The organism is Neobacillus citreus (genome assembly GCF_018343545.2).
In the GTDB taxonomy this organism is placed as follows: domain Bacteria; phylum Bacillota; class Bacilli; order Bacillales; family Cytobacillaceae; genus Neobacillus; species Neobacillus citreus.
In genome coordinates this window covers 1-11,448 of record NZ_JAGYPE020000079.1, presented here as the reverse complement: position 1 = coordinate 11,448, position 11,448 = coordinate 1, and the positions used below count along the sequence as shown (strand labels likewise).

Sequence of the window (11,448 nt, the reverse complement as noted above, 5' to 3'; positions counted from 1 at the left end):
AAGAATCCATAAGACCAGATTCGTCGGGTTGAGCGATAGGAAATGGTCCTATAAAGGATTCATAAGACCAGATTTGCTGGTCAGGTCGATAGGAAATGGTCTTATAAAGGGATTCATAAGACTAGATCCGTCGTAGAAGAATGAGGAAATGGTCTTATAATACCATAGAGGCTCCTAAGGAAATACCGCTGGGAATTATGATAAAGTAATATCAGCATACATAAAAACTCGAAGGAAGTTAACAAAAATGAAGCACTATGTAGTCGGCTTTGCATTTAATCACACAATGGATCGCGTCTTAATGTTAAAAAGAAACAAGCCGCCTTACCAATATCTTTACAATGGTGTAGGTGGGAAAATCGAACTTGGTGAGGATCCACAGCATGCCATGTTTCGGGAACTCCAGGAAGAAACGGGTTTAAAACAGTCCGATATTCAAACATCCAGTCACTTAACCACGCTGGAATTCAAGTCGGGTGTAAGACTATCCGTCTACTATTTCCAATTGAACCGGAACATTGAACCCTCCCCCACAGTTAAAACAATGGATGAAGGCACATTGGAATGGCTGCATATAGAGGACGACCATTTGCTGGACGCCTCTAACCCCAAAATGGCCGGAGACGGAAATATCGCCTATTTCATTCAATTTGCCCAAAAGGTACATAAAGGAATTGCCTCTTTTTAAAGACAGCAGAAAAACATAATCGGAGGGACACCCATGAAAGAAATCCAGGAATTCGCCAAACAATTCCATAAAGAAATGAGCTGGGAAATCAGCAATGAAAGCTTTGAGGAAGCCCGGGCTTCCCTTTTAAATAACTACATGCTTCTGACAACAGAAGTGGCGGAGGTCGCGGAGGAACTGAGAAAGGCTTTTAACATGACAAGGACTCTAGTCCATGAAGGCATGGAGGAAGGGAAGGCCTTCCAAATGTCTAAGGATTTTGTAAAAGAAGACATAGGCAAGGAATTAGCTGACTGCCTCGCCTACATGCTCAAACTTTATAATTATTTTGGACTCGACCTCGAGGAAACCTTTTACTCCAAAATGGATGAGGTCAAGAACCGGCGTAATAAGGATGTCGCACCGGTAAAAAAATAAAAGACAGGAAGCGCATTCCTGTCTTTCTTCGTCTAAGCCTTAATCTGACCGAACGGTTTTTATTTTAAAAATAAAATAATAATACTTATAAATGACAATTAACAGCAGCACGCTTTTCACGATATAGCTTGGATGAAGGAAAAAAGGAATCGCAATCATTGCATCCGCAAACAACAAAATCGACAGCTTTTGCTTAAGGGTCATTGACCGTTCCTGGACGAAGCTTTCCAAATGGCGTTTATAGAGGTTTGTCCCCTTAAACCAGCGCTCAAACCGTGCTGACCCTTTCATAAAGCAAAAGGATGCCAAGAGCAGCAAAGGTGTCGTTGGCACAACAGGTAAAACAATCCCGATAATCCCCAAGCCAAGCGAAATAAACCCAATCACTATAAAAATAAATTTAACAATACGGTTTTGACTAATCATTGTTCCCTCGGACCCAACTTCCTTTTCTACATTATACCTTATCAGAAAATAGGTAAGCCAGAATCTCCGGCATTCTCTCCCGGAAAAAACGATAATGATGTTCGGCATCTTCCACACTTACAAAGCGTGTATCGCCAATCTGGCTGCTTAAAAGGTCATATACCTGTCTGGCAAGGCTGAAAAACATCTTGCTTGCCTGTGGATCATCCGGAACTTCTTTGGTACCAATATCCATGTAAAACTTCTCAATTCCAGATAAATCACTGTGTTTAATAAATTCCACCAAGGCTTCTTGGTTCCGATAAAAGCCTGGCGAAAGTACGGCGATTTTTCTGAATATCTGCGGATAACAGCAGGCTGCATAAGTGGAAATGATCGCTCCTAACGAAATCCCAGCCATCGCTGTTTCATGCTCAAGTGTCCGGTATTTACGGTCTATGAAAGGCTTCAATTCGTGGACAATAAAATCCAAATAGTCCTCGCCCTTCCCGCCTGAAGGACTGGCATAGCCTAATATTTCCTCACTTAACTTTCCTTGTTTCCACGGGCAGTATTCGTCTATCCGACCCTCGCCCTCAGTATTTAAATCAATCCCAATCACGATTATTTCAAGACCAGATTCCTCTAAAAACTCTTTCAAACCTAATGAAGTTCCGTTAATAGCACCTACATCTTCAAACACATTTTGCCCGTCGTGCATATAGAGAACGGGATACCGTTTCAATCCGTCCTGATAGGATTCTGGCAAATAAACACGAATCATTCTATCTTGCTGAAATGATGTCATATAAAGGGTGAATTTTTCCAACACAATGAACCACTTCCAATCATGCAATCTCCTAAACTTAAATTTATCATAAACACCAATTTTTGCCTAAATTTTTATATAAAAAGAAGATAATAGGATTTATAATATGGTTGAATGTGGAAAAAATTCCAGACTATTGGAGTGGTGCGAAATGCTCGCGAGGAAAACGAAAAAGATACAGAGCCAAACGGAATCCATTGCATCATTGGAAGAAGTGATGATTGGCGGCAGAAAGCAATGGGTCCTATTCAGAGGGGAAGATGTTAACCAGCCGATTATGCTGTTTTTGCACGGCGGACCGGGCACAGCACAAATCGGATTTGCCCCCAAATTTCAAAAGGACCTTGAAAGGGAGTTCCTAATCGTTAACTGGGACCAAAGAGGGGCAGGGTTGTCCTACTCTCCTGATATTCTAAAAGAAGACCTAACCATTCAAAATATTTTAAATGACACCATCCAAGTAATTGAATATCTCCTCAAGCGTTTCAACAAAGAAAAGCTGATTCTTGTTGGGCATTCCTGGGGAACGGTCCTTGGTATATTGGCTATTCAGAAGTGTCCGCAATATATTTCTAGCTATATCGGCATTGGCCAGGTGGCCGATATGCGTGCAGGGGAAAAGCTATCATATGAATATACATTGAACAAGGCCCGTGAACTAAAAAATGTGAAAGCTCTTAAGGAACTGGAAGGGCTTGTTTATAATCCTGCTGACATGGACTACTTAAATGTCCAAAGGAAATGGCTGACAAAGTTTGGGGGCTCCTATATCGGGGTCAATGAATTTAATTTGATTTATTCTAACATGCTGTTCGCCAATGAATACACGCTGAAGGACTGGTTCTCCTACATAAAGGCAGGAAAATTTTGTTTGGAAACTATGTGGGAAGAGTTGTTGCCAATCGATTTCATAACGAATGCGATAAAACTGGAGGTGCCGGTTTTTATTTTTGCTGGCAGGCAGGATTATCAGACACCATCCGCCTTAGCCAAACAATACTTTGACGCTCTGCAATGTCCATATAAGGAATTTGTTTGGTTTGAAAACTCAGCCCATCTATTGAACTTTGAGGAACCTGAAAAATTTTATCACGAATGTATAAAGATTAAACAAAGGCTGACGAATATTTAGGCAATAATAAGCAGCATAGAACTCTGGAAACAGGGTTCTTTTTCGTTATGGTTCGATATACATAATTATTTAATATTTCAAAATAATTTTATTTTTAAAATAGTCCTAATGAATTACTTGAAAATGGTATTTCTTTGCCATTGATTTGTATGCGATTTGAAAATAAAATTATATTAGGCGATAAAATTGTGATTATCTTCATTTGCTTTTTGAAAGAAAAGAGGTAAAATGAAAAATTCCTCTATGCAGTTTTAATTTCAACAAGGAGAGGTGCATGTTATGAAAAGAATCAGCTTGGCTTGGCAAATCTTCATTGGTTTAGTGCTTGGTATTATTGTTGGTGCCATTTTCTATGGAAACCCGCATATTGCAGATTATTTACAGCCAATTGGAAACGTTTTTATTCGGTTAATTAAAATGATTGTCGTACCAATTGTCGTTTCGAGTATCATAGTAGGGGTTGCCGGTACCGGTGATATGAAATCTTTAGGGAAACTCGGCGGCAAAACGCTGCTATATTTTGAAATCATTACGACAATTGCCATTGTTGTTGGTCTTTTGGCCGGTAACATCTTCCATCCAGGGACTGGCGTTGACCGTTCTCACTTAACGAAAACTGACATTAACACGTATGTGGAAACTGCCAAAACAACAGAAACCCATTCAATGGCTGATACCTTTGTCAATATTGTTCCGACCAATATCATGCAGTCATTAGCGAACGGTGATATGTTAGCGATCATCTTCTTCTCCGTCATGTTCGGATTGGGCGTTGCCGCTATTGGGGAAAAAGGAACCCCGATAATCAATTTCTTCAAGGGAACAGCTGATGCTATGTTCTATGTGACCAATCAAATTATGAAGGTTGCTCCAATTGGTGTATTTGCCTTAATTGGTGTAACGGTTTCAAAATTTGGGTTATCTTCGCTTATTCCTTTAGGAAAATTGGTCATCGTTGTGTACGGAGCCATGGCGTTCTTTATTTTAGTGGTCTTAGGATTAACAGCTAAAATAGTCGGTTTTAATATCTTTAAGCTATTGAAATATTTGAAAGACGAACTATTATTAGGTTATTCTACAGCAAGCTCGGAAACGGTTCTTCCGAAAATTATGGAAAAAATGGAGAAACTCGGCTGTCCAAAGGCGATTACCTCCTTTGTTATACCAACGGGCTATTCTTTTAATCTCGATGGTTCTACCTTGTACCAGGCTATTGCGGCATTGTTTATTGCACAAATGTACGGAATCCATATGAGCATCGGCCACCAAATTACGTTGGTGCTTGTATTGATGATTACCTCTAAAGGGATTGCCGGAGTTCCAGGTGTATCATTCGTTGTTCTTCTTGCCACTTTGGGAACCGTAGGTATCCCAGTAGAAGGCCTTGCCTTCATCGCCGGAATCGACCGTATCCTTGACATGGCGCGGACCTGCGTCAATATCGTCGGTAACTCCTTAGCTGCCATCGTGATCTCAAGATGGGAAGGCCATAAGGTTGATGACGAGGTAAAAGAATTAGTGGCATAGTGGTAATAATAAATAAAGGTGTCTGATACTTTTATGGTGTCAGGCGCCTTTTTATTATGGCGAAATTTAAAAAACTAGGTCCTTTTTTAATTAGATTAGTCTAAAAAAATGACCCAGAATTAAAGTGGAATACATTTATGAAGGTTTGCAATATTGTTGACCAAAAACCGCTTGGAAGAAATTCCAAGCGGTTTTTTGCATTCTCTGAAAATGTAAAATAGTAGTAAATGCGCCAATACCTTTTCAAATGGTTACACATATTTTAATAGCATAGGACAACCACTTGAGGGAGGTGCATATTTTTTGCATAACGGCGGACGAAAAAATCCATTTGGCTTTTGTATATTCCCTGGTTACCGCTGGTGAGGTCCAGGTTGCAGCGGGCCGGGTGCCCCCATTAATGATGTTGACGAATGTTGCCAGCGGCATGACTATTGTCTAAAACGTGGAATCGACCCATGTCACTGTGATTTTGAATTCATGGATTGCCTGCGCCATAAACGAAACCACCATACAGATAAAGGAAGAAAAGCTGCGTTAATGTATGATTTTATGAAGATCAAAACCTCATTTACCTGCCGTGAACGGTATGAATCCCGAGATTGAAAATAGGTTCATGATGTATTTTAGTCATTAAACCTTACAAATAATCGACAAAAAAATATAAATGCTGGGTATAATTTTTCGCTTGAATCCCTTGCCATTATGCAAGTTACTGCCGTATTTATCCAATCATAAACCGATTCTCTATTACCGAAAATAATAGCGGTCGCTTGAATATTGCAAAGGGGGAAACGGTGTGAAATGGCATAAGCGGATTCTTTCGATGATTCAGGAACGTCAGGATAAAAAGGTGGCCTTGGCAGTGGACACTTCAAGTAATGATGCCCCAACGATTCTCATCAATAACATAGTCAAACTGTTTGAAACAGTCAAACCCGATACGATTTTAGTTCAAGCAGATTTTAAAATAAGGAGCATTTCTCCGATAAAAAGTGACACCATTAAATGGTATTCTCACGGGAAATCCTCCTATACATTAGTTCTTGAGTGGGCAAAGGAAGAACAAATTGATACGCTGTTTTATATTACCGATGTTACTGGCTTTTTTTCTGAGGACTTAGAAAAGCTTGATTATGAAATGTTTTGGCTCGTACCAGGTGTATTCCTTCCAAGAGTGCCGTTTGGCAAAGCAATTAAAGTGGCCTAAGACCGTTAAAAAGACCAAATCCAGGTTTGGTCTTTTTCGTCCTTATTCTAAAATAAAAAAGAAGCGTGGTGGCTGCCACGCTTCAAAACGGTTGGAGGTTTTAGGAGGGTTGTCCAAACTAAATTAGTATCTGCCGAAGCTTGTTCCTACAATGATCAACAGGATGAACAGAACGACAATCAAAACGAAACTGTTGCCCATGCCGTACATAACCTCACCTCCTTTTTACATGTACTACAATGTATTCAAAGGGTTTATTTTTTGAAAGGGACAAGTATGGAATTATACCGAAATATCTTTATCTGTTGAAAAAATAAAATTCTAAAAGATGGTATTGCCTTCAACAATTTCATATAATTATTCTATTATGCAATGTTGTAGGAGGCAGAAATGTCGAAAAAGACGATTGTTTTTACAGGCGGGGGTACCGCAGGCCATGTTACACCAAATCTGGCCATTATCAGTGAGATAAGAAATGACTGGGATATCAAATATATTGGCTCCAAAAAGGGCATTGAAAAGGAATTAATCGAAAAAATCGAAGTCCCTTATTACGGAATAAGCAGCGGGAAGCTGAGAAGATATATTGATTTTGAAAATGTAAAGGATATATTCCGGGTGTTGAGGGGCTGCCTGGAGGCAAGAAGGGTACTGAAAAAATTAAAGCCTGATTTGGTGTTTTCAAAAGGTGGATTTGTGTCTGTGCCGGTCATTATTGCGGCCAGTTCTTTGAAAATCCCGATCTTTATCCATGAAAGTGATATGACTCCGGGTCTGGCGAATAAGATTTCCCAAAGGTTCGCGAACAAAATCTTTACATCCTTTGAAGAGACGGAAAAATATTTTCCGAAAGGTAAAGTGAAGGCGATTGGCTCCCCGATAAGGAAGGAAATTTTAGAAGGTTCGGCGGAAAAGGGGAGACGTTTCCTAGGGTTCCATAGCGGCCGGCCGATACTGACCATCATGGGCGGAAGCTTGGGGGCACGGAAGATTAATGAGGCAGTGAGAGGTTCGCTTAAAGAGTTGACGGCAAAGTACCAAATTGCTCATTTGTGTGGAAAAAATAATCTTGACCCCAGCCTTGAAGGCGTTCCAGGGTACAAGCAATTTGAATATGTACATGAAGAGCTCTCGGATATTTTAGCAGCAACAGACTTGGTGATTACAAGAGGAGGCTCTAATGCCATTTTTGAATTTTTGGCATTAAATATCCCGATGTTAATTATTCCACTCGGTCTGCAGCAAAGCCGGGGCGACCAGATTTTAAACGCAAAAGCCTTTGCGCAAAAAGGATTCTCCCTCACCCTTGAAGAAGAAAAATTAACTAGCGAGTCACTTTTGAAACATTTAGAATCGCTTGACCAAAAAAGCGCGGAAATGCGCCAGAATATGAAGCGTTCACAGCAAGGGGAAGCATTGCAGACGCTGGTGATGGAAATCAATAAATATAGATAAAAAAGCTAGCGAAGGCTAGCTTTTTTAATTGGATTGGGTATTTAATTTTTCTAATTCATCTTGAATAGCATTCACGTCAATTCGTTCAAATAATGGCTTCAATTCAGCAATTTTGTCCGGGATAGAGTCGATAGATTCCCATGTAAATTCGGAACGAGCAAACATCTGATTGACCTCTTTGCTGGAAAACGGCAAAAACGGTGCTAATAATTGCGCTAAATTCAATATGACGATCGTACAATGAAAAATGGTTTGATCACATTCGCTTTTATTTTCAGCAATTTGTTTCCATGGCTTTTGTTCGTCAAAATATTTATTCGTGTAGCGGACAATACTGAAAACCTCTTCTAATGCCTGTTTGAAATGTCCGCCTTCAATATTCTTACCGACCGTCTGATAGGCCTTTTTAATTTTTGTTTGAATATCAGGTTTAATAGAACCAATTGGTACACGTCCCCCGTAGTATTTTTCAATAAACTTCAATGTCCTATTGACCAGGTTCCCATACCCGCCAAGCAACTCGGAGTTGTGGCTATAAATAAATTCCCGCCAGGAAAAATCAGTATCTCGATTCTCAGGTGCATTAATCGTTAAAAAATAGCGAATCGAATCGGGATGATATTTTTCCAAAATATCCGGCACCCACACAGCCCAATTGCGGCTGGTCGAAATCTTTTTCTTTTCAAGCGTTAAATATTCATTCGAAACAATATGGTCTGGCAGCTTTTTGTTTTGAATGCCGAGTAAAATCGCTGGCCAAATGATGCTATGAAAAGGAATATTGTCTTTTCCGTGCACATAATAAGAAACGGCGTCCTCACCCCAAAATTTTGAATCATTTTTTCCGGAATCTAAGGCCCATTTTTTGCTGGCGGAATAATACCCCGAGACTGCCTCAATCCAAACATAGATTTTTTTCTCTTCATAGCCTTTTACAGGAACGCTGATTCCCACTGGTAAATCTCTAGAGACAGCCCGGTCCTGTAAGCCTTCGTTGATGTATCTTTCAGTTAAATGGATAGCATTTTCCCGCCAGGTAGCATTCTCTTTAGCTCTGGAAACCAAGTTTGTGAGCGGTTCTTTGAAATTCTTTAATGAAAAATAGAAGTGCTCTGTTTGCCTAATGGCCGGAGTATTCCCGCATAGCTTACACTTTTTCTCTAATAGGTCGATTGGGTCCAGAATGGTGGAGCAATAATCACATTGGTCGCCTCGTGATGGCTGCCCGCAGTTGGGACAAATCCCCTCGACGTATCGGTCAGGAAGAAACTGCTCGCAGGATTCACAATACGTTTGCTCGATTTCTTTTTTATAAATATAGCCGTTGTTGATGAGGTCCAAGAAAATTTGCTGTACCGTTTTATGGTGATGCTCTGAATCTGTTCTCGTGTAACAATCGTATGAAAATCCCAGCCTTTTAAAATTGTCGTCGAACTCGTTGTGGTAGCGGTCGGCAATTTCCTTTGGAGAAACACCATCTTGTTTGGCGCGGATGGCAATCGGCGTCCCGTTGCAGTCACTTCCCGAAACGTACAATACATTTTCTCCTCTTTGCCGATAATAACGGGCCAAAATATCGCCCGGCAACAGGCTTGCGATATGACCGAGATGCAGCGATCCATTCGCATACGGCCAAGCCCCTCCAATAAATACATTCATTTTCAATACCCTCCTTTTTTGAAAAAACAAAAAACCCCGCCCTTATCCATAGAAAATAGATAAGGACGGGGTTATATTAATATCCCGTGGTACCACCTTAAATTACTAATTGCTCACGCAATCAGTCTCAGCAAGTACGGAACGTTGATGTTCGATACTGTGGTTTTGATAACGAGTACCAACACTCGCCGCGGCCTACTAGTTACAGGGTATAACGTTCAGAACGGAGCTCAGAGGCCATTGTTCAAATGAGTCACTTTGCTTCTTTTCAGCTCCCGAAGCTCTCTGGTGAAAGTATCGTCATTTTACTTTTCCTCGTCATCGCTAATGATGAATATATTGGATTTATTATAAAGGGTAAATTTCCCAAAATCAATTAATATTTGAAAAATGGACTTTAAGAATTGAACTGCAGGGATCTTTCTACCCTAATTTCCTAATCACAGCCCTCACCGGACTTCCATCAGCCTCCACCAATGGCAGCGGCAGTGCAGCCAACTCATAATCCCCTGGCTCCACCTCATCCAAGACCAATCCCTCTAAAATATGAATCCCACAGCGAGTAAGCTCATGGTGGGCGGAAAGTTCTTTACTATCCAACTCATCCACGGATGGCAAATCGAGTCCAAGCAGCCGTACACCCCGTTCAGAAAGATAAGCCGCTAACTCAGGCTCTACTGGGGGAATTGAGCTAGGAAACGCACGACGGTCTGACCAAGCATCAGTCCGAATTAAAAGCCGCTCAACTCCTTCCAAATCTAAACTGTTAAGCTCCTTAACTCCTATTTTCGCCACATTCGGCAAATGAACAACCCGCGCCGGGCCAATATACAAATTAATATCCAAATCAATTACCCTTTTTCCATCATTATCAAAATGGTAGGGGGCATCAATATGGGTGCCGGTGTGAGCACTCATCGTGATTTCGCCGACATTGCACGAGCCGCTCTCTTCCATACTCCAACTCACCCGATAAGAGAAAGGGGTATCCCCCGGCCAAACCGTAATATTGTTATCCAGCCGCTGCGAAATATCTATCCATTTATTCATTTAAATACCGCCTCCAACAATTACATAACCTTAGTGTATTACAGCTTTGTCCTTAGGCTCAAGAGCTCAGGGAAGAATTGATGATCAATGACCTTTTTTAAATAGGGAACACCGGAGGATCCACCAGTTCCTTTCTTATGGCCAATAATTCTCTCCACAGTCGTCATGTGATGAAATCGCCAAAGCTGCTGCTGATGACCGATGTCGACCAGCTTTTCAGCCAGTTCGTAGAGGTCCCAGTATTTATCGGTATTGCGGTAAACCGTCAGCCACGCCTCCTCGACACTGTTATTCGGCTCATAACACACCGACCAATCTCGTTTCAGCACAACCTCATCAACAGGTAATCCATTAGCCGCAAGGGCTGAGATGGCTGCATCATATATGCTGGGCTCGCCTAGAGCATCGCACATCTTTTTATATAGATCAGCCTGATGCCGATAAACAGCCAATGTCCCGGTATTTTTCTGACCTAAAGCAAACTCAATCAACCTATTTTGATACGATTGGAACCCGGAAGAACGTCCAAGTTTATGGCGAAATTGCATGTAATCAGCAGGCGTCAAAGTCGTGAGAACATTCCACGACTGGATTAACTGCTGCTGAATCCTGGAAACGCGCGAAAGCATCTTAAATGATGGCTCCAAATCGTTTCGGAGAATACATTGGATGGCGGCGTTCAATTCGTGCAGAATCAGTTTCATCCATAGCTCGCTCGTCTGGTGGATGATGATAAACAGCATTTCATCGTGGTGGTCGGATAACCGGTTCTGGCTTGATAAAACTTTATCAAGATGAAGATAATCTCCGTAGGACATTTCCTTCTCAAAGTCGGTTTGAATCTCTTTTTCCCAATCCGGTTTTTGTTCCTGAGCATCCCTTTCCATAACAACAAGCTCCTTTTAGGGGATTTTTAAAAAAAAAGACCTTGGCTACGCGACAATATCTCGCTCGTTGGCAAACTTTTCATACTGTTTTTCCGACATAATGATCTTTAAAACTTGAACAACCTTCCAAACTTCTTCAAATGTGTTGTAAAGGGCAACCGGAGCCAGCCGGATAATATTAGGAGCACG

General features: G+C 41.1%; 13 protein-coding genes and 1 other annotated feature. Of the genes, 6 read left to right on the top strand and 7 right to left on the bottom strand.

The features are described from left to right. Nucleotides 1-247 precede the first annotated feature (247 nt). Both KHB02_RS26575 and KHB02_RS26570 read left to right on the top strand, forming a co-directional pair. On the top strand, nt 248-688 hold the full coding sequence (locus tag KHB02_RS26575) for an NUDIX domain-containing protein (protein ID WP_213146416.1): 441 nt from the start codon (nt 248-250) through the stop codon (nt 686-688). A gap of 33 nt (nt 689-721) precedes the next feature. Then, nucleotides 722-1,105 (top strand): MazG nucleotide pyrophosphohydrolase domain-containing protein, encoded by a 384-nt coding sequence (locus tag KHB02_RS26570; protein ID WP_213146417.1) that lies wholly within the window; start codon nt 722-724, stop codon nt 1,103-1,105. A 39-nt stretch (nt 1,106-1,144) separates the two neighbouring features. On the opposite strand, the gene KHB02_RS26565 is transcribed toward KHB02_RS26570, so the two are convergent. Next, the gene (locus KHB02_RS26565) at nt 1,145-1,531 is read right to left on the bottom strand and encodes a YbaN family protein (RefSeq protein ID WP_213146418.1); all 387 of its coding nucleotides are present in this window, start codon (nt 1,529-1,531) and stop codon (nt 1,145-1,147) included. A gap of 31 nt (nt 1,532-1,562) precedes the next feature. Further along, nucleotides 1,563-2,342: an alpha/beta hydrolase gene (locus KHB02_RS26560; protein WP_241114113.1), complete on the bottom strand. Its 780-nt coding sequence runs from the start codon at nt 2,340-2,342 to the stop codon at nt 1,563-1,565. A 148-nt stretch (nt 2,343-2,490) separates the two neighbouring features. Between KHB02_RS26560 and KHB02_RS26555 the strand changes: the two genes are divergently transcribed. From KHB02_RS26555 to KHB02_RS26540, 3 genes are all read left to right on the top strand, one after another. Beyond that, nucleotides 2,491-3,471, top strand: a complete 981-nt coding sequence (locus KHB02_RS26555) for an alpha/beta fold hydrolase (RefSeq protein ID WP_213146419.1) — start codon at nt 2,491-2,493, stop codon at nt 3,469-3,471. 279 nt (nt 3,472-3,750) lie between these two features. Next, the gene (locus KHB02_RS26550) at nt 3,751-4,998 is read left to right on the top strand and encodes a cation:dicarboxylate symporter family transporter (RefSeq protein WP_213146420.1); all 1,248 of its coding nucleotides are present in this window, start codon (nt 3,751-3,753) and stop codon (nt 4,996-4,998) included. 799 nt (nt 4,999-5,797) lie between these two features. Beyond that, a complete protein-coding gene (locus KHB02_RS26540; RefSeq protein WP_213146421.1) occupies nt 5,798-6,208 on the top strand; it encodes a hypothetical protein in 411 nt (136 codons plus the stop codon). 123 nt (nt 6,209-6,331) lie between these two features. Here KHB02_RS26540 and KHB02_RS26535 read toward each other — a convergent pair whose 3' ends face one another. Continuing rightward, nucleotides 6,332-6,409: a YjcZ family sporulation protein gene (locus KHB02_RS26535; protein ID WP_241114117.1), complete on the bottom strand. Its 78-nt coding sequence runs from the start codon at nt 6,407-6,409 to the stop codon at nt 6,332-6,334. A 189-nt stretch (nt 6,410-6,598) separates the two neighbouring features. Here KHB02_RS26535 and KHB02_RS26530 point away from each other — a divergent pair, with 189 nt between their 5' ends. Then, nucleotides 6,599-7,663, top strand: coding sequence for an undecaprenyldiphospho-muramoylpentapeptide beta-N-acetylglucosaminyltransferase (locus tag KHB02_RS26530; RefSeq protein WP_213146422.1), 1,065 nt, complete (start codon nt 6,599-6,601; stop codon nt 7,661-7,663). Between the two features lie 24 nt (nt 7,664-7,687). Here KHB02_RS26530 and metG read toward each other — a convergent pair whose 3' ends face one another. The 4 genes from metG to KHB02_RS26510 all read right to left on the bottom strand — a co-directional run. Then, nucleotides 7,688-9,322, bottom strand: a complete 1,635-nt coding sequence (gene metG, locus KHB02_RS26525; RefSeq protein ID WP_213146423.1) for a methionine--tRNA ligase — start codon at nt 9,320-9,322, stop codon at nt 7,688-7,690. Nucleotides 9,323-9,380: 58 nt separating this feature from the next. Beyond that, nucleotides 9,381-9,653 (bottom strand) — a binding site (T-box leader). Between the two features lie 92 nt (nt 9,654-9,745). Continuing rightward, nucleotides 9,746-10,372: an arylformamidase gene (kynB, locus tag KHB02_RS26520; protein WP_213146424.1), complete on the bottom strand. Its 627-nt coding sequence runs from the start codon at nt 10,370-10,372 to the stop codon at nt 9,746-9,748. A gap of 38 nt (nt 10,373-10,410) precedes the next feature. Beyond that, nucleotides 10,411-11,259 (bottom strand): tryptophan 2,3-dioxygenase, encoded by an 849-nt coding sequence (kynA, locus tag KHB02_RS26515; RefSeq protein WP_213146425.1) that lies wholly within the window; start codon nt 11,257-11,259, stop codon nt 10,411-10,413. A 45-nt stretch (nt 11,260-11,304) separates the two neighbouring features. Further along, nucleotides 11,305-11,448: kynureninase/PvdN C-terminal domain-containing protein (locus KHB02_RS26510; RefSeq protein ID WP_476739052.1), on the bottom strand; the 144-nt coding region annotated here is incomplete at its 5' end.

Excerpts from the sequence above, each read along its gene's own strand:
- KHB02_RS26570 (WP_213146417.1), top strand. The coding sequence starts at position 722 with ATGAAAGAAATCCAGGAATTCGCCAAACAATTCCATAAAGAAATGAGC.
- KHB02_RS26550 (WP_213146420.1), top strand. The coding sequence starts at position 3,751 with ATGAAAAGAATCAGCTTGGCTTGGCAAATCTTCATTGGTTTAGTGCTT.
- KHB02_RS26535 (WP_241114117.1), bottom strand. The coding sequence starts at position 6,409 with ATGGGCAACAGTTTCGTTTTGATTGTCGTTCTGTTCATCCTGTTGATC.
- KHB02_RS26575 (WP_213146416.1), top strand. The coding sequence starts at position 248 with ATGAAGCACTATGTAGTCGGCTTTGCATTTAATCACACAATGGATCGC.
- KHB02_RS26530 (WP_213146422.1), top strand. The coding sequence starts at position 6,599 with ATGTCGAAAAAGACGATTGTTTTTACAGGCGGGGGTACCGCAGGCCAT.
- KHB02_RS26555 (WP_213146419.1), top strand. The coding sequence starts at position 2,491 with ATGCTCGCGAGGAAAACGAAAAAGATACAGAGCCAAACGGAATCCATT.
- KHB02_RS26565 (WP_213146418.1), bottom strand. The coding sequence starts at position 1,531 with ATGATTAGTCAAAACCGTATTGTTAAATTTATTTTTATAGTGATTGGG.
- kynB (WP_213146424.1), bottom strand. The coding sequence starts at position 10,372 with ATGAATAAATGGATAGATATTTCGCAGCGGCTGGATAACAATATTACG.
- kynA (WP_213146425.1), bottom strand. The coding sequence starts at position 11,259 with ATGGAAAGGGATGCTCAGGAACAAAAACCGGATTGGGAAAAAGAGATT.
- metG (WP_213146423.1), bottom strand. The coding sequence starts at position 9,322 with ATGAATGTATTTATTGGAGGGGCTTGGCCGTATGCGAATGGATCGCTG.